The following is a 17,424-nucleotide window of genomic DNA, read 5'->3' on the forward strand; positions in this document are numbered from 1 at the left end:
CTGCTGTTCGGCCTGATCGCCGGTTACTTCCGCGATACCTGGATCGACAAGCTGGCCACCGGCATCGCCATCGCCGGCGTCTCGGTGCCGCATTACTGGCTCGGCATGGTGCTGGTGATCATCTTCTCGGTGCAGCTCAACTGGCTGCCCGCGGTCGGCGCCGGTCCCGGCGGCTCGGGGCACTGGGCGTGGGACTGGGCGCATCTGAAGTATCTGGTGCTGCCGGCGATCACCACCTCGGTGATTCCGATGGGCATCGTCACCCGCACGGTGCGGGCGCTGACCGGCGACATTCTCTCGCAGGACTTCGTCGAAGCGTTGCGCGCCAAAGGCCTGCGCGAGACGCAAGTCTTCCGCCATGTGCTGAAGAACGCCGCGCCGACCGCGCTGGCGGTGATGGGACTTCAGTTGGGTTATATGCTCGGCGGTTCGATCCTGATCGAGACGGTGTTCTCCTGGCCAGGTTCGGGGCTGCTGCTGAACTCCGCGATCTTCCAGCGCGACCTGCCGCTGCTGCAGGGCACGATCCTGGTGCTGGCGCTGTTCTTCGTGTTCCTCAATCTGGTGGTGGACATCGCGCAGGCCGCGATCGACCCGCGCATCAAACGCGCCTGAGCGGGGAGGATTCGATGACCACACTCACCGACACCGCCGTGCAGACCGCGCCCGCCGGCCCGTCGCGCGGCTATTGGGCGACGGTCGGCCGCCGGTTGCTGCGCGACAAGGTCAGCATCGCCTGCGCGCTGATCCTGCTCTTGATTTTGCTGTCGGCGCTGCTGGCGCCGTATCTGCATCTCGCCGATCCGTATCAGGGTTCGATGATCCGCCGGCTCAAGCCGATCGGCACGCCGAACTATCCGCTCGGCAGCGATGAGCTCGGTCGCGACATGCTGGCGCGGCTGATCTATGGCGGTCGGCTGTCGCTGCTCATCGGGATCCTGCCGGTGATCTTCGCCTTCGTGCTCGGCACCTCGCTCGGCCTCGTCGCCGGCTATGTCGGTGGCAAGGTCAACACTGCGATCATGCGCACCGTCGACGTGTTCTACGCCTTCCCCTCGGTGCTGCTGGCGATCGCCATCTCCGGCGCGCTCGGCGCCGGCATCACCAATTCGATCGTGTCGCTGACCGTGGTGTTCCTGCCGCAGATCACCCGCGTCGCCGAGAGCGTCACCACCGGCGTGCGCAATATGGATTTCGTCGAGGCGGCGCGCGCCTCCGGCGCCGGGCCGTTCACCATCATGCGGGTGCACATGCTCGGCAACGTGCTCGGGCCGATCTTCGTCTACGCCTCCGGACTGATCTCGGTGTCGATGATCCTCGCCGCCGGCCTGTCGTTCCTCGGTCTCGGCACCAAGCCGCCGGAGCCCGAGTGGGGCCTGATGCTGAACACGCTGCGCACCGCGATCTACGTCAATCCATGGGTAGCGGCGCTGCCCGGCGTGATGATTTTCGCGGTGTCGATCTGCTTCAACCTGCTGAGCGACGGCATGCGCAGCGCCATGGATATCAGGAGCTGACATGACCGAGATTGTGGATGTCCCGGATCGGCTCGAGCCGATCGAGGATCTCGGCGGCGCAGCGCAGCCGCTGCTGCACGTCAAGGGTCTGACCAAGCACTTCCCGGTGCGCGGCGGCCTGTTCGGCGCCGCCAAGACGGTGCGGGCGGTCGACGACGTGTCGTTCGCGATCGCCAAGGGCGAGACCGTCGGCATCGTCGGCGAGTCCGGCTGCGGCAAGTCGACGACGGCGCGGCTGTTGATGCATCTGATGCCGCGCAACGGCGGCGATATCATCTTCGACGGCCGCGCGGTCGGCCGCGAATTGTCGCTGCGCGAACTGCGCCGCGGCATGCAGATGGTGTTTCAGGACAGCTACGCGTCGCTGAACCCGCGCCTCACCATCGAGGAGTCGATCGCGTTCGGCCCCAAGGTGCACGGCATGGCGGACGCTACCGCGCGGGCGCTGGCGCGCGAGCTGCTCGGCAAGGTCGGACTGCGGCCCGAGACGTTTGCTAACAGGTATCCGCACGAAGTTTCCGGCGGCCAGCGCCAGCGCGTCAATATCGCCCGTGCGCTGGCGCTGTCGCCGCGACTGGTGATCCTGGACGAGGCGGTGTCGGCGCTCGACAAATCGGTCGAGGCGCAGGTGCTGAATCTCTTGGTCGACCTCAAGCGCGAGTTCGGCCTGACTTATCTGTTCATCAGCCACGACCTCAACGTGGTGCGCTACATCTCCGATCGCGTGCTGGTGATGTATCTCGGCGAAGTCGTCGAGCTCGGCCCGGTCGATCAGGTGTGGGATCAGCCGGCGCATCCCTACACGCGGGCGCTGCTGGCGGCGATGCCATCGTCCGACCCGGACAAGCGCACCGAAGTGCCGCCGATCACCGGCGATCCGCCGAACCCGATCGATCCCCCGGCCGGCTGCCGGTTCCACACCCGCTGCCCGTTCGCGGAGCCGCTGTGCGGGGCGACCGCGCCGAAGCTGACCACGCTGGACGCGAGCGGCCATCAGGCGGCATGCTTCATGGCGATTCCGGGCTCCGGCCACAGCCGCGCCCCAAGAGGAGAAACCGCCCAATGATCAAACCCGCCCCCGCCGTGATCAAGCCGATGGCGGAAATCGCCGGCCTGCCGGTTGACGACGACATCGCGGCGCGGATCGCCAATTCGATCGGCCCGGCGTTCGATGGTTTCGCGCCGATCGCCGGCACACTGCCGTTCGATCTCGAACCCGCCAGCTACGTCGCCGTGCAGAACGAGTCCGCCCGATGAGTTCGTCCGATCCGGCGTTGCTGACGCTGACCGAAGTCGCGGCCGCGCTCTCGACCAAGAAACTATCGTCGCGCGAGGTGACGCAAGCGTGTCTCGATCGCATCGCCAAGGCGCAGCCGAAGCTCAATGCCTTCATGTCGATCGAAGCTGATAGCGCGCTCGCTGCGGCTGATGCGGCCGACGCCGCGCTGGCGCGTGGCGAGGTCAAGGGCGTGCTGCACGGCGTGCCGCTGGCCCACAAGGACATGTACTACGAGGCTGGCCATGTCGTGACCTGCGGCTCGAAGATCCGCAAGGACTTCGTCGCGACCACGACCTCGACGGCGCTGCAGCGGCTGAAGGACCAGGGCACGGTCCGGCTCGGCTCGCTGCAGATGTCGGAATTCGCCTACGGCCCGACCGGCCACAACGCGCATTATGGCGCGGTCGGCAATCCGTGGGCGCCGGCGCATATCACCGGCGGCTCGTCGTCGGGCTCCGGCGCCGCGGTGGCGGCGCGGCTGACCTTTGCGGCGCTCGGCTCTGACACCGGCGGCTCGATCCGGATGCCGGCGCATTTCTGCGGCGTCACCGGGCTTAAGACTACGGTTGGGCTGATCAGCCGTGCCGGCGCAATGCCGCTGTCGCAGTCGCTCGACACCGTCGGGCCGTTGGCCCAGACCGCCGAGGACTGCGCGCTGCTCACCGGGCTGATGGCCGGCGTCGATCCGGCAGATCCGACCACGTCGACACGCGCGGTGCCGGACTATCTGGCGGCGACGCGCGGCTCGCTGCAGGGCATGACGATCGGCATTCCGAACGCGTTCTATGTCGAGGATCTCGACGCCGACGTCGCGCGCGTGCTCGACGAGACCAAGACGACGCTGGCGCGCGAGGGGGCGCGTGTCGTCGAGGTGAAGCTGCCTGAGCAGCGCCAGCTCACTGCGGCGAGCCAACTTGTGCTCGCTGTCGAGGCCGCGGGCTTTCATGCGCAGTGGATGCGCGAGCGGCCGCAGGATTACGGCCCGCAGGTGCTGATGCGGCTGCAGAACGCGCTCGGCGTGCCGGCGCTGAGCTATCTGGAAGCGATGCGCTGGCGCGGCGTGGCGCTGGCCGAGTTCGTCGCGGCGATTGCCGGCGTCGACGCCGTGCTGGCGCCGGTGTCGCCGGTGCCGGCGCCGACGATTGCTGAAAGCGACGTCGGCAACAGCCTCAATGCCGAGGCGGTGATCCAGCGGCTGACGCGCTTCACACGGCCGATCAACTACCTGGGCCTGCCGTCGCTCGCGCTGCCATGCGGCTTTGCGGCGAGCGGCTTGCCGATCGGGCTGCAACTATTCGGCCGCGCCTTCGACGAGGCGACGCTGCTGCGCATCGGCGCGGCCTGGCAGCGCGCCACCGACTTCCACAAACGAGCGCCGGAGCTGGTATGAGCAATCTGGTCGAGGTCCGCGATCTCAACATCCGCTTCGGCGGCGATCGCACCGTGCACGCGGTCAACAATCTCAGCCTGACGCTGGGCGAAGGCGAGGTGCTGGGGCTGCTCGGCGAATCCGGCTCGGGCAAGAGCGTGACGCTGCGCGCGCTGATGCGGCTGCTGCCGAAGAAGCGCACCACGATCACCGGCAAGGTCGAGGTGATGGGCCGCGACGTGCTGGCGATGGACGACGACGCGCTGTCGAATTTCCGCGGCCAGGCGGTGTCGATGATCTTCCAGGAGCCGGCGCTGGCGCTCGATCCGGTCGACACCATCGGCCAGCAGATCGCCGAGACGGTGATGCGGCACGAGGGCAAGAGCCAGCGCGACGCGATGGCGCGCGCGCTCGAGATGCTCGAAGTGGTGCGCATCCCTTCGGCCAAGCGGCGGCTGGAGGCCTATCCGCACGAGATGAGCGGCGGCATGCGGCAGCGCGCGATGATCGCGCTGGCGCTTGCCTGCCGGCCGAAGATTTTGCTGGCCGACGAGCCGACCACCGCGCTCGATGCCACCGTGCAAATCCAGATCCTGCTGCTGCTACGCGAATTGCAGCGCGAGTTCGGCATGTCGGTGATCTTCGTGACGCACGACATCGGCGTGGCGATCGAGATCTGCGACCGCGTCGCCGTGATGTATGCCGGGCAGATCATCGAGCAGGGCAATCTCAGCCAGATTGTACGGACGCCGCTGCATCCCTATGCGCAGGGCCTGCTCGCCTCCACGGTCCACGGCGCCAAGCGCGGCGCCCGGCTGGAGACGATCCCCGGCGCGCCGCCGTCGCTCGACAAGGCCCCGACCACGTGCTCGTTCGCGCCACGCTGCGCGCATGCGCAGCCTCGCTGCACCGAGGGGCTGCCGCCCGACGTGCAGGTCGGACCCGGCCGGACGGCACGGTGTATTCTGGTCGAGCCGGCGCTGGCGACGGCGTGAGATAGGCCTCCTACTCGGACAGATGTCGGCTCGCATCACTCTTCTATCCACCCGCACGACGTCATCCTGAGGTGCGAGCGCAGCGAGCCTCGAAGGATGCGGCCACGTGTGCTGCGGCCCATCCTTCGAGGCCCGCTGCACCGCGCTGGCGCGCGGCGCAACGGGCGCCTCAGGATGACGCTGAGCGCGTGGAGAGCGCGGGTGTCAACATAGTCCGCCTCAGCGACCAATGCCGCGGCTGGCTTCGATCAGCTTCACTGAAACTTGTAACGCGAGATTGGTCGGCGTCGGGACGCCGAGCTCCGCGCCGCGGCGCGCCACAAAGCCGTTGAGGAAGTCGATCTCGCCGGGCTTGCCGCGGGCGAGGTCCTGCGCGGTCGAGGATTTCTGGCTCGGCATCATGCCGGGCAACGCCAGCACTTTGTCGTGCAGATCGTCCGGAATGCTGACGCCGGCGGCGTGGGCCACCGCGATGCATTCGGCGACCACATTGTTCACCACCTCGCGGGTGCCGTCGATCTGCATCAGCGGGCCGTACGGCATGTCGGCGATCGCCGACAGCGCGTTGTAGGCGCAGTTCAGGATCAGCTTCGACCACAGCGCCTGATCGATGTCCGGCACGACAGTCGTTGGGATGTTGGCGGCGGTGAGCGTGGCGGCGATCGCATCGCTCTGCGGCGAGGTACCGATCAGCAGGTCGCCGCGGCCGTGATGCAGCACGTGACCGGGGCCGGCCATTTCGGTGCCGACATAGACCACGGCGCCGATCGCCGGGCGGCCGATCGGGCCCGACAGCCTCTGCGGATTGTCGACGCCGTTCTGCAGGCTGAGCACCGCGCTGTCGGCCTTCAAACGCGGCGCTAGCGCGGCGCCGGCCGCTTCGGTGTCGGCGGATTTGACGCAGACCAGCACCAGATCCGGTGGCTCGATCGCGTTCACGTCGATCGCGGCCTTTAGCGGAATGAATCTCTTGCCGGCCTTGGTCTCCAGCAGCAGGCCTTTTGCGTTGATCGCCTCGACATGGTTCGGCCGGCCGATCAGCGTCACGTCGTGGCCGGCCTCGGCCAGCAGCCCGCCGAAATAGCACCCGACGGCGCCCGCGCCCATCACCACGACTTTCATGCACTGATCCTCCTGCCTGTTGTCGGGGAACGGTTCTGGCGCGCCCGGCCGCCGGCGGCAACCCGCCGTCCGTGCAGGCGACCATTTGCGCATTGCAGGGGCGAACCATTGCGCAACCAATGCTTCTTATCATCGGCGTTCACCGACAGAGGATCACCGCGTGCATATCGATCTGAACCCGAAACTGGATTTCCGCGACGTGCTGATCCGGCCCAAGCGCTCGGTGCTGTCGTCGCGGTTCGAGGCCGACATCAGCCGCACGCTCGGCTTCCGCCACGCCCGCCGCGAATGGACCGGCTTTCCGCTGATCGCGTCCAACATGGATACGATCGGCACGATCGAGATGGCGGAGGCGTTCCGGCCGTTCGGCGCGCTGGTCGCGCTGCATAAATTCTACGATCCGGAGCGGCTGGCGAGCTATCTCGACAAGTACGAAGATCCGAACGTCTTCCTCACCGTCGGCACCGGCGCGGCCGACTGGGAGCGGCTCGCCGCGGTGAAGCAGCAGACCAAAGTGCCGATGATCAACATCGACGTCGCCAACGGCTATACCGAGGCGTTCGTTCGCGCGGTGTCGAAGCTGCGCGACGAGAACCCGGACGCGATCATCATGGCCGGCACGGTGGTGACGGCGGAGATGACCGAGGCGCTGGTGATCGCCGGCGCCGATATCGTCCGCGTCGGCATCGGCTCCGGCTCGGTGTGTACCACGCGCGATCTCACCGGCGTCGGCTATCCGCAGCTCTCGGCGGTGATCGAATGCGCCGATGCCGCGCACGGCCTCAAGGGCCACGTCTGCTCCGACGGCGGCTGCACCGTGCCGGGCGATCTCGCCAAGGCCTATGGCGGCGGCGCCGATTTCGTGATGTTGGGCGGCATGCTGGCCGGGCACGATGAATGCGGCGGCGAGCTGACATATGCCGAGCGGGACGGGAGCAAGGTGCCGACCGGCATGGTGTTCTACGGCATGTCGTCGGCAACCGCGATGAACAAGTATCACGGCGGCGTCGCCGATTATCGTGCGGCCGAAGGCAAGACCGTCGAGGTGCCGTATCGCGGCGAGGTGAGGGCGACGGTGGAAACGATTGCCGGCGGGCTGCGCTCCGCGATGACCTATATGGGCGCCGAGCGCCTGAAGGAGATCCCGAAGCGGACGACCTTCATCCTAGTGAACGCCCAGCGCAACACCGTGTTCGATCGCTGAGTCATCACGCCTTCTGCCGTCTCTCGGAATTCGCCTGACGCGGATCTGGGTTGTGCTTGCCAGCACGGCCCGGGATGGCATTGTGCGCCGGCGCGCCGCGGCGCGCGGGAAACGCACCAGACAAAAGCCAACCAAGAGCCAGCCATGGACTTCGCCCTCACCGACCAGCAGGAAGCCATCCGCGACGCGATCGCCAAGATCTGCACCGGCTTCGACGACGCCTATTGGCTGAAGAAGGATCGCGAGGGCGGCTTCCCGCACGACTTCCACAAGGCGCTGGCCGATGCCGGCTGGCTCGGCATTTGCGTGCCGGAAGCCTATGGCGGCTCGGGCCTCGGCATCACCGAAGCCAGCATCATGATGCGGACGATCTCCGAGTCCGGTGCCGGCATGTCGGGCGCCTCGGCGGTGCATATCAACGTGTTCGGGCTCAACCCGGTGGTGGTGTTCGGCACCGAAGAGCAGCGCCGGCGCATGCTGCCGCCGATGGTCGAAGGCCGCGAGAAAGCCTGCTTCGCGGTGACCGAGCCGAACACCGGGCTGAACACCACGCAGCTCAAGACCCGCGCGGTGCGCAAGGGCGACCGCTACGTCGTCAACGGCCAGAAGGTGTGGATCTCGACCGCGCAGGTCGCGCACAAGATCCTGCTGCTGGCCCGCACGACGCCGCTCGAAGAGGTCAAGTCACCGACCCACGGCCTCAGCCTGTTCTACGCGGACTTCGATCGCACCAAGATCAAGGTGCACGAGATCGAGAAGATGGGCCGCAAGATCGTCGACTCGAACGAATTGTTCTTCGAGGATTTCGAGATCGCGGTCGAGGACCGGATCGGCGAGGAGGGCAAGGGCTTCCACTACATCCTCGAAGGCATGAACCCCGAGCGCATCCTGATCGCCGCCGAAGCGGTCGGGCTCGGCCAGCTCGCGCTGACGCGAGCGGCGGAGTACGCGAAGTCGCGCATCGTCTTCAATCGGCCGATCGGCCAGAACCAGGCGATCCAGCATCCGCTGGCGAAAAACTGGGTCGAGCTCGAAGCCGCCTGGCTGATGGTGATGTCGGCGGCGTGGCAATACGACAAGGGCATGCCGTGCGGCGCTGCCGCTAATGCGGCGAAGTATCTGGCGGGCGAGGCCGGCTTCTCAGCCTGCGAGCAGGCGGTGATGACCCATGGCGGCTTCGGCTACGCCAAGGAGTATCACGTCGAGCGCTATTTGCGCGAAGTGATGATCCCGCGCATCGCCCCGGTCAGCCCGCAACTCGCGCTGAGCTTCATCGCCGAGAAGGTGCTGGGGCTGGCCAAGTCGTACTGATCGACCGAGGCCAGGCCGTCCCGGATCTCGACAACGATCTTGCCGACGACGCGGCTCTCGAGCGACGCCGTCGGCTCGATTTTCGCGACGCTGGTGCCTGCTCGACGAAGGCGGCCGCGCGCGCCTCGATGTCCTTCTGGTCCTTGGAACTTTCGAATTCCATCTGTGATCTTCCGCCATGCGAGGCGGTCGACAGTAGATAGAAGCCACGACAGCCGACATGGCGTCGCCGGTCGATCCGATTGGCCGTTTGGATCAGGCTGCGTGCAGTGTGTAGAAGCGCGCGGATCAGCCGGCGTGGACGTTGACCGCGTGCTGCGTCGTGGCGTTGCTGCGGCGGATCGCGGAGGTGAAGGGCGAGGCCTGCGGGTCGCTGCCGCGCCATTCGCGTCGCCAGGCGTTCGGAGTCGTGCCGGTGTGGCGGCGGAACAGCCGCGACAGGTGCGCCTGATCGCTCAGCCCGCAGGCGAGCGCGATCTCGGACAGCGTCATGTCGCTGGTCTGCATCAGGGTCTTGGCGCGCTCGATGCGGCGCTCGATCAGGAAGTGGCGCGGCGCAACGCCGACGCTCTGGTGAAACGCGCGTGCGAAGTGTCCGGGGCTCAGTCCCGTCAGCCGGGCGAGATCGCGGACGCGAAGATTGCCGCCTAGGCGACGCTCGACATGCAGCAGGACGCGATTGAGCTTCCATCGCGCCAGACCGGGGCCGGCGCTTCGCTGCGGGCTGTCACCGGCCGGCGCGTGCCGCGCCTGGACTTCCCGCAGCAGCATCGCCGCCCGGGCGATGCAGGCTCTCGCCACGATCGGATTGCCTCCGACCGCAGCCGATGCCTCTTCGAGGAATTCAGCGATTGATACGAAGGGGTCGGCCATCGTCTCCCCCGAGGTGATGTCTGCTGGCCGCTCCATTGCGCCTGGGCCTTCCATTCGCCGCCATCGCCGCGTCGGCAGTGGCTTCTTGTCGTGGTGCATCGAACAGGGAGATGCGCCATCAGGAAAGTTGCACGAACGTGCCAGCAATAGCCTGCGATGGTATCTGCGCCATCACACCAAGGTTTAACGGCGCACGGAAAACGCAGCGAGATCCCGCGATCCGACGACGCCGCGCAGTGTCGGCGAGCGGCAGATCGCAATCAGACCCGCGATATGAGGAACGACGGCGGCGTAAAACCATCGTATGACTTATCGCCCGCAGAGCGCTGTCCCAATGTTTCGAGACGTGGGCCCGCACTGCATCACTCTTGAGGATGGCAGCATTGACCATCGGCAAGATCGTAGCGGTGATCGACGACGACGAGAACGTCCGCATCGCCGTCGTGGCGCTGGTGCGATCGCTCGGCTACCAGGCCCGCGGCTTCTCCTCGGCGCTGGATTATCTCGCATCGGAACTGTGCGGCTCCGCGGACTGCCTGATCACCGATGTGCAGATGCCCAGGCTCAGCGGCCTCGATCTGCACGCGCGGCTCGTTGCTGAGCGCCGCGCCTGCCCGGTGGTCTTCATCACCGCATTCCCTGAAGCGCGCGCCGAGGCGCGTGCCAAAGCGTTCGGGGCTATCGGATTCCTGAGCAAGCCGTTCGACGCGCAAGTGATGGTCCAGTGTATCGAGCAGGCGCTGGGGCCATCGCCGCGTACTTGCTGAGCCTTTGGCCGCGCAGACGGGGCTTTGGCCGAACGGTCAGGCGGTCTGTCCTTCGATCGAAGGCGTTGCGGCGACGGGGCTGTCCTTGCGGAACAGTGCGTACAGCGCCGGCAGCACCAGCAGCGTCAGGATGGTCGAGGAGATGATGCCGCCGATCACCACGGTGGCGAGCGGCCGCTGCACCTCGGCGCCGGCACCGGTGGCGATCGCCATCGACACGAAGCCGAGCGAGGCGACCAGCGCCGTCATCAGCACCGGCCGCAGCCGCGTTACCGCGCCCTCGCGCACCGCGTCGAGCATCGGCTTGCCTTCACTGCGCAGCCGTTCGATGAAGGCGATGATGACCAGGCCGTTCAGCACCGCGACGCCGGACAGCGCGATGAAGCCGACGCCGGCGCTGATCGACAGCGGAATGCCGCGCAGCAGCAGCGCCGCGACGCCGCCGGTCAACGCCAGCGGCACGCCGCTGAACACCAGCAGCGCATCCGCCACCGAGTTCAGGCTCATGAACAGCAGCAGGAACACCAGCAGCAGCGCCACCGGCACCACGATGGTGAGCCGCTTGCTCGCCGACACCAACCGCTCGAACTGGCCGCCCCAGCCGATCCAGTAGCCGGCCGGCAGCGTAACCTTTTCGGCGACGGCTTGCTGCGCCTGCGCCACGAACGAGCCGAGATCGCGCTCGCGCACGTTGGTCGTCACCACGATGCGACGCTTGCCGTTCTCGCGGCTGATCTGGTTCGGGCCCGGTGCTGCCTCGACGGTGGCGACGGCCGAGAGCGGAATGTGCCGCATCTGCAGTGCCTGCGATCCGATCGCCGCTTTGGTCAGCCCCGTGGTCTGCTCCTCAGCCGGCGGCAGCGGAATCGGAATGGCGCGGATCGCCTCCGGACTGACGCGCAGCCGCTCCGGCAGCCGCAGCACGATGTCGAAGCGGCGGTCGCCCTCGAACAGCTTGCCGACGCTCTTGCCGCCGATCGCCATCTCGACGATGCCCTGCACGTCGGCGACGCTGAGGCCATAGCGCGACAGCGCCGGGCGATCGAGCCGGACGGTGAGGATCGGCAGGCCGGCGACCTGCTCGGTCTTGACGTCGGTGGCACCGGGTATGCTCTGGATGACGCTCTGCACCTGCTTGGCGGCGTTCTGCAGGATATCGAGATCGTCTCCGAAGATCTTGACGCCGACGTCGCTGCGCACGCCGGAGACCAGCTCGTTGACGCGGAGCTGGATCGGCTGGGAGATCTCGTAGTTGCTGCCGGGGATGTCCTCGGCGGCCCTTTCGATCTCCTCGACCAGTTCGGCCTTGGTCTTCGAGGGATCGGGCCATTCGGCGCGCGGCTTCAGCATGATGTAGCCGTCGGACATCGACGGCGCCATCGGGTCGGTGGCGACTTCGGCGGTGCCGGTGCGGGTGAAGAAGTCCTTCACCTCGGGGATCTGCCGCACACGCTTTTCCAGCGCCATCTGCAGTGCCAGCGACTGCGTCAGGCTGGTGCCGGGAATCCGGATGGCGGCGAGGGCGACGTCCCCCTCGTCGAGACTCGGGATGAACTCGCCGCCCATCCGCGTCGCCGCAATGCCGCTCGCCAGTGTGATGGCGATCGCAGCGACCACCACGGTCTTGCGATAAACGATCGCGCGCGTCAGCAGCGGCAGATAGATCCGCTTGGCGCCACGCATCACGATGTTCTCCGTCTCCGACACCTTGCCGGAGACGAAGATCGCGACCGCGGCCGGCACGAAGGTGATCGAGAACAGCGCCGCGGCGCCGAGCGCCATCAGCACGGTCAGCGCCATCGGGGTGAACATCTTGCCCTCGACGCCGGTCAGCGTCAGCACCGGCAGGTACACCACCGCGATGATCAGCGTGCCGAACAGGCTCGGCTTGATCACCTCGCTGGCACCGGCCAGGATCGTCTGCATCCGTTCCTCGAGGCTGAGCAGCCGGCCTTTGTCATGCTGCGCGGCGGCGAGCAGCCGCAGGCAGTTCTCGACGATGATCACCGCGCCGTCGATGATGATGCCGAAATCGATCGCGCCGAGACTCATCAGGTTGGCCGACACGCGTGTCTCGACCATGCCGGTGATTGTCATCGCCATCGACAGCGGAATAATGCAGGCGGTGATCAGCGCGGCGCGGATGTTGCCGAGGATCAGGAACAGCACGACCACGACCAGCGTGGCGCCCTCCAAGAGGTTGCTTTCCACCGTCCTGATGGTGGCCTCGACCAGATGGGTGCGATCGTAGACGGTGCGGGCGATCACGCCCTCGGGCAGCGAATTGGCGATGTCCTGCAGTTTGGCGGCGACGCGCTGGGAAACGGTCCGACTATTCTCGCCGATCAGCAGCATCGCGGTGCCGAGCACGGTCTCCTCGCCGTTCAGCGTCGCGGCACCGGTGCGTAGCTCGGTCCCTTCGACCACCTGGGCGACATCCTTGATCCGCACCGGAATCCCGCCGCGCGAGCCGACCACGATGGCTTCGATCTCGCCGCTGGTCCCGACTTGGCCGGGCGCGCGCACCAAGTACTGCTCGCCGTTGCGCTCGATATAGCCGGCACCGACATTGGCGTTGTTGGCGGCAAGCGCTGTCATGAGATCGCGAAAGCCGAGCCGGTAGGCGATCAGCTTCCCCGGATCGGGCAGCACGTGGAATTGCCGCTGATAGCCGCCGATGCTGTTGATCTCGATCACGCCCGGCACGTTGCGCAGCTGCGGCTTGATGATCCAATCCTGCACGGTGCGCAGATCACTCGGCGTGTAACGCTTGCCATCGGCATTGGTGGCGCCCGGCTTGGCCTCGACCGTGTACATGTAAATCTCGCCGAGGCCGGTGGAGATCGGCCCCATCGCGACGTCGACGCCGGCGGGCAACTGATCGCGCACCTGCTGGATACGTTCGTTGACCAGTTGCCGGGCGAAGTAGATGTCGGTGCCGTCCTCGAACACGATGGTGACCTGGCTCAGCCCGTAGCGCGACAGCGAGCGCGTGTAGGACAGCTTCGGCAGTCCGCCCATCGCGGTCTCGACCGGGAAGGTGATGCGCTGCTCGGTCTCAAGCGGCGAGTAGCCCGGCGCCTGGGTGTTGATCTGCACCTGCACATTGGTGATGTCCGGCACCGCATCGATCGGCAGCCGGGTGAAATTCCATGCGCCGAAGGCCGCAAGCCCGAGCGCGGCGATCAGCACCAGCCAGCGCTGGCGGATCGAGAAAGCGAGGATGCGTTCAATGACCATGTTCGGCCTCTCCCTTGCCCATCTCGGCTTTCACCACGAATGAGTTCTCGGCGACGTAGCGTTCTCCCGCCGTGAGCCCGGCCTTGATTTCCACGAACCGCGCATCCTGCTCGCCGACCACCACCGGCCGCGCCTCGAGCGCGTCGTCGGCTTCGCGCACGAACACCACGGTCTTGTTCTCCAGCGTCTGGATCGCGCCGGCCCGCACCGCGACGGGAACGTCGCGCTTGGCGAGCACCAAGCGGGCAGTGACGAACAAGCCCGGCCGCAGCCGCCCGTCCGTATTTGGCAGTACGACGCGTGCCAGCGCAGTTTGCGTATCGAGCGCGCCGATCGGCGCGAGATAGTCGATGCGGCCCTTTATCTCGCCACGGACGTCGTCGGGATCGATCAGCACCTCGTCACCGATGCGGACGCGCTGGATGTCCTGCCGATAGACCGACAGGTCGACCCAGATCGTCGACAGGTCCGCCACGACGAAGGCCGGCTTCTGCTCGGAGGCGTATTCGCCCAGTGAGATCTGACGGTCGATCACCGTGCCGGCCAGTGGCGACTTGAGTTCGTAGCTGGTCAGGCTCTGGTTGCTTTCGATCGACGCCATCGGCTCGTCCTTGGTCACGGGATCACCGATCCGTTTTCGGATGGTGCGGACCAGGCCCGGAAACCGCGGCGTCACTTGAACCAGGGTCTCCTGGTTGGCGCGCAGGATGCCGTTCAGCGCCAGCGAGTCGCTCAGCGTCGCCGGGCCGGCCTCGGCGAACACCGCCCCGGCCGCGCCGAGCTTGACTTCGCTGATCAGGATGCGGTCGGCGCCGTGTTCGTCCGGCTCGGCGTGGCCGCCGGCTTTCTTCTCGCCCTCGGCGGCTTTGCCGTGGGCGTGTTCGGTCAGTGAGCCGTGCTCGTCCGGCGCCAGATAGTGCGTGCCGAGCGCGCCCGCGGCGGCGGCCAGAATGATCGCGATGACCGTTGCGGTCCTGTTCATCGTGCGCTCCCCCGCGCCAGTGAAAACGGATTGCCGACCAGCCCCTCGATGGTGGCGACGGCGACATGGAAGTTCTGTTGCGCTTCCTGCTCGCGTAGCTGCGCCTGGGCGACGCTGGCCTGCGCGTCGAGCACTTCGAGGAGCGAGAAGCGGCCCTGGCCGTAGCCCTCGGCGATCGCCGCGGCGGCGTCGCGTGCCTTCGGGATCGCGACCTCGCGCAGCACCTTGAGTTCGGCGAGCGCGCCTTGCAGCGAATCGTAGGCACGGCCGGCCAGCACGATCAGCGTGTTGCGATTGGCGGCGCGCTCGGCGGCGGTCTTCGCCAGGCTCTCTTGCGCCGACAGGATGTTGCCCTGGTTCTGGTCGAACACCGGGATCGGCACCGAGATCGACAGCCGGACGGCGTCGTCGTTGGTTTCGTTGTAGTGACGCCAGCCGGCGCTGACACGGACGTCCGGATAGGGCTTCAGCCGCGCCAGCAGCAGCTCGGCGTTGCGCTGCGCATACACCGCGGTCCAGCGCATCAGCTGCGGATTGGCGTCGATCGCCTGGACCACGGACTGGAAGCTCGGTGGCCGGCCGATCGCCTCGAGCCGGCCGGAGACGGTCGAGAATCTCGGCGCAGTGTCGCCCATCAGCACCGCGAGTTCGCGGCGTGCGCTCGCCAGCGCGGCGCGCACGCGTTCGCGGTCCGCTTTCACCAGCGCCGAGGCGACTTCGGCGCGACCTGTCTCGGCCGGGGACGAGGCACCGGCATCGACCCGCCGTTGCAGCAGCGGCGTGAGTTTATCGATCGCCTCGACCTGCTGATCGAGAATGCGGATGCGCTGCTGTAGCCCGAGCACGCTGACGAAGGCGATCGCCGTCTCGGACAGGATCTCCAGCCGCACCGCGCGGCGCTGGATCGCTGCGACTTCGATGCCGGCCTGACCGACCGCGATGCGCGCGTCTCGCTTGCCGAACAGTTCGAACATCTGGCTGATCTGCAGCGTCGACTCGGCTGATCGCGTGCCGCGATAGGCGCCGCTGCCGACCGCGTTGTCGAGCTCGTACGACACTTCGGGATTGAGCAGCGTGCCGGCCTGGATGCGCTGGCCGGTGGCGATGCCGATGTCGCGCTCGGCGGCGGTCAGCCGCGGACTTGCGGCGAGCGCGCGCTGCAGCGCGGACTTCATGGTGAGTGATTGTGCATGCGACACGCCGCTCAGCACGGGGCTGAGCAGCAATGCCAACGCGCACGCGAGACGCGTGGCGGACCTGACAAGCATGGATAAAACCTGATCGACGGCAGAGCTTGGGCGCGGATGCGCCCGGCGATGGCGGTCAGGTCAGGGTTTTTGGCGGCGGCGGATCGAGCCCGTAATCGCGATCGATCAGCACCGCGGTGGCATGGCTCAGCAGCGTCGCACTCAGCGTCGTCGCCACCGGCGCGGGGACGGGCGAAGCCGGCACCGACACCGAGAAGCAGCTATGACAATGATGCCCGGCGAGCGCGCCGCCGTCATCGTGCGATGCGCCGTCATGCGAAACCGAGGCGATCTGCACGTCGCCGCCGCTGCGGGCGAAGTCGAGATCGCAGGCATTATGCAGCAGGCCCGACAGCAAATACGCTGTCGCCACAAGCACGACAACGAGCGCACGAAACGTGCGCGCGAAGCGACTGGGGACTGTCGGCTGCAAGTCGGTCAAGATCGTACTCGTTTGGCGTCGGCGTCAGGTAGCACGCATGCGGCGGCGGCGTCGAGCCGCAATAGTATTACGCAGGTCCGGTGAGGTCCGACGCGCCGCGCGCGTGGAAAAACAGTTCGACCAGCCGGCCTTTCTTGCCGGCGAGCGCGAAGATGCATTCCGGCACTTCGGCGCCGAGTTCCGTCACCGGAAGCTTGCTGATGCCGTCGGCGCGGCTCGATCCATGTTCCCACATGAAGCCGATGCCGAGATCGTTGGCGACGGCTTCGAGCATGCCCTCGCGGGTGTTGACGATCAGCGACGGCTTCGGCCGCAGCCCGGCGTCGCGGAAAGCGCGATCGACGGTGCGCTGCGTCGACGAGTCGCGCGGGCGGAACACCAGAGGGAAACTCATCAGCTCGGCGAGCGACACCTGGGTGCGATCGTGCAGCGGATGCGTCGGGTGACAGAGCGCCACCACGCGCTGCGTCAGGCAGATCTCGCGGCGAAACCGCGTGTCCTCCGGCACTTCGGGGAGCACGCCGATATCGACGCGCTGCTCGACCACCGAGGCCACGATGTTGGACCAGCTGCCGATTTCGATCGCGACCTGCACCTTGGGATAGAGCCGCTTGAACGCCGCCACCAGCGCCATGCCGGGCATCGAATTGCCGAGGCCGACGCGCAGTTCGCCGCCGGCCGGCTCGCCGCGCTGCTGCAGGATCGACAGCGCGTCGGCCTCGACCGCCTGCATCTTGCTGATCGCGCCGTAAAGCTGCCGGCACAGCGAGGTCGGGATCAGGCTGGCGCCGCTGCGTTCGAACAATGCGACGCGAAACTCGCCCTCGAGGTCGCGCACCAGCTGGGCGATCGCCGATTGCGACACGCCGATGCGGCGCGCCGCCGCGGCGAACGAGCCGGTCTCGTACACGGCGTTGACCGCCCGCATCCGCGCCGCCGTCAGCGCCATGTTGTGCCGCACCCCAAGGAAAACCTGCGCGGACCATAAGCAGAGCTGTTGACTGTTATGTGACCGTCAGACGCCGGCTTTAGCCACGCTGCGTATGGATCGCAGGTGAGGAGCAGGCGGCATGGCG

General features: G+C 67.1%; 16 protein-coding genes. 9 read left to right on the plus strand and 7 right to left on the minus strand.

All coding sequences use genetic code 11. The features are described from left to right. From ACOJTD_RS01505 to ACOJTD_RS01530, 6 genes are all read left to right on the plus strand, one after another. Positions 1–615: ABC transporter permease (locus ACOJTD_RS01505; protein WP_420131174.1), on the plus strand; the 615-nt coding region annotated here is incomplete at its 5' end. A gap of 14 nt (positions 616–629) precedes the next feature. Beyond that, positions 630–1,517, plus strand: a complete 888-nt coding sequence (locus ACOJTD_RS01510) for an ABC transporter permease (RefSeq protein ID WP_420131175.1) — start codon at positions 630–632, stop codon at positions 1,515–1,517. A gap of 1 nt (position 1,518) precedes the next feature. Further along, the gene (locus tag ACOJTD_RS01515) at positions 1,519–2,583 is read left to right on the plus strand and encodes an ABC transporter ATP-binding protein (RefSeq protein ID WP_420131176.1); all 1,065 of its coding nucleotides are present in this window, start codon (positions 1,519–1,521) and stop codon (positions 2,581–2,583) included. Further along, on the plus strand, positions 2,580–2,774 hold the full coding sequence (locus ACOJTD_RS01520; RefSeq protein ID WP_420131177.1) for a hypothetical protein: 195 nt from the start codon (positions 2,580–2,582) through the stop codon (positions 2,772–2,774). Before ACOJTD_RS01515 ends, ACOJTD_RS01520 begins: the two co-directional genes overlap by 4 nt. After that, positions 2,771–4,186, plus strand: a complete 1,416-nt coding sequence (locus tag ACOJTD_RS01525) for an amidase (protein WP_420131178.1) — start codon at positions 2,771–2,773, stop codon at positions 4,184–4,186. Before ACOJTD_RS01520 ends, ACOJTD_RS01525 begins: the two co-directional genes overlap by 4 nt. Beyond that, positions 4,183–5,160: an ABC transporter ATP-binding protein gene (locus ACOJTD_RS01530; RefSeq protein ID WP_420131179.1), complete on the plus strand. Its 978-nt coding sequence runs from the start codon at positions 4,183–4,185 to the stop codon at positions 5,158–5,160. Before ACOJTD_RS01525 ends, ACOJTD_RS01530 begins: the two co-directional genes overlap by 4 nt. Positions 5,161–5,379: 219 nt before the next feature. Here ACOJTD_RS01530 and ACOJTD_RS01535 read toward each other — a convergent pair whose 3' ends face one another. Continuing rightward, a complete protein-coding gene (locus tag ACOJTD_RS01535) occupies positions 5,380–6,282 on the minus strand; it encodes a ketopantoate reductase family protein (RefSeq protein ID WP_420131180.1) in 903 nt (300 codons plus the stop codon). 160 nt (positions 6,283–6,442) lie between these two features. Here ACOJTD_RS01535 and ACOJTD_RS01540 point away from each other — a divergent pair, with 160 nt between their 5' ends. Both ACOJTD_RS01540 and ACOJTD_RS01545 read left to right on the plus strand, forming a co-directional pair. Next, positions 6,443–7,486 (plus strand): GMP reductase, encoded by a 1,044-nt coding sequence (locus ACOJTD_RS01540; protein ID WP_420131181.1) that lies wholly within the window; start codon positions 6,443–6,445, stop codon positions 7,484–7,486. 144 nt (positions 7,487–7,630) lie between these two features. Then, on the plus strand, positions 7,631–8,797 hold the full coding sequence (locus ACOJTD_RS01545) for an acyl-CoA dehydrogenase family protein (RefSeq protein WP_420131182.1): 1,167 nt from the start codon (positions 7,631–7,633) through the stop codon (positions 8,795–8,797). 288 nt (positions 8,798–9,085) lie between these two features. On the opposite strand, the gene ACOJTD_RS01550 is transcribed toward ACOJTD_RS01545, so the two are convergent. Further along, a complete protein-coding gene (locus ACOJTD_RS01550; protein WP_420131183.1) occupies positions 9,086–9,670 on the minus strand; it encodes a helix-turn-helix domain-containing protein in 585 nt (194 codons plus the stop codon). A 383-nt stretch (positions 9,671–10,053) separates the two neighbouring features. On the opposite strand from ACOJTD_RS01550, the gene ACOJTD_RS01555 reads away from it, so the two are divergent. Beyond that, positions 10,054–10,437 carry a response regulator transcription factor gene (locus ACOJTD_RS01555; RefSeq protein ID WP_420131184.1) on the plus strand — a complete coding sequence of 128 codons (384 nt, stop codon included), beginning with the start codon at positions 10,054–10,056 and terminating at the stop codon, positions 10,435–10,437. Between the two features lie 36 nt (positions 10,438–10,473). On the opposite strand, the gene ACOJTD_RS01560 is transcribed toward ACOJTD_RS01555, so the two are convergent. The 5 genes from ACOJTD_RS01560 to ACOJTD_RS01580 form a co-directional block, all read right to left on the minus strand. Next, a complete protein-coding gene (locus ACOJTD_RS01560; protein WP_420131185.1) occupies positions 10,474–13,677 on the minus strand; it encodes an efflux RND transporter permease subunit in 3,204 nt (1,067 codons plus the stop codon). Then, the gene (gene ihpB / locus ACOJTD_RS01565) at positions 13,667–14,659 is read right to left on the minus strand and encodes a divalent metal ion exporter adaptor subunit IhpB (protein ID WP_420131186.1); all 993 of its coding nucleotides are present in this window, start codon (positions 14,657–14,659) and stop codon (positions 13,667–13,669) included. Before ihpB ends, ACOJTD_RS01560 begins: the two co-directional genes overlap by 11 nt. Beyond that, positions 14,656–15,927 carry a divalent metal ion exporter subunit IhpA gene (ihpA, locus tag ACOJTD_RS01570; RefSeq protein ID WP_420131187.1) on the minus strand — a complete coding sequence of 424 codons (1,272 nt, stop codon included), beginning with the start codon at positions 15,925–15,927 and terminating at the stop codon, positions 14,656–14,658. The genes ihpB and ihpA overlap by 4 nt, the downstream gene beginning before the upstream one ends. A 55-nt stretch (positions 15,928–15,982) precedes the next feature. Then, entirely contained in the window at positions 15,983–16,348 is a 366-nt protein-coding gene (locus ACOJTD_RS01575) for a hypothetical protein (protein WP_420131188.1), read from the minus strand. 67 nt (positions 16,349–16,415) lie between these two features. Next, the gene (locus ACOJTD_RS01580) at positions 16,416–17,297 is read right to left on the minus strand and encodes a LysR family transcriptional regulator (RefSeq protein WP_420131189.1); all 882 of its coding nucleotides are present in this window, start codon (positions 17,295–17,297) and stop codon (positions 16,416–16,418) included. Between the last annotated feature and the right edge of the window lie 127 nt (positions 17,298–17,424).

Source organism: Rhodopseudomonas sp., from assembly GCF_048594845.1.
In the GTDB taxonomy this organism is placed as follows: domain Bacteria; phylum Pseudomonadota; class Alphaproteobacteria; order Rhizobiales; family Xanthobacteraceae; genus Rhodopseudomonas.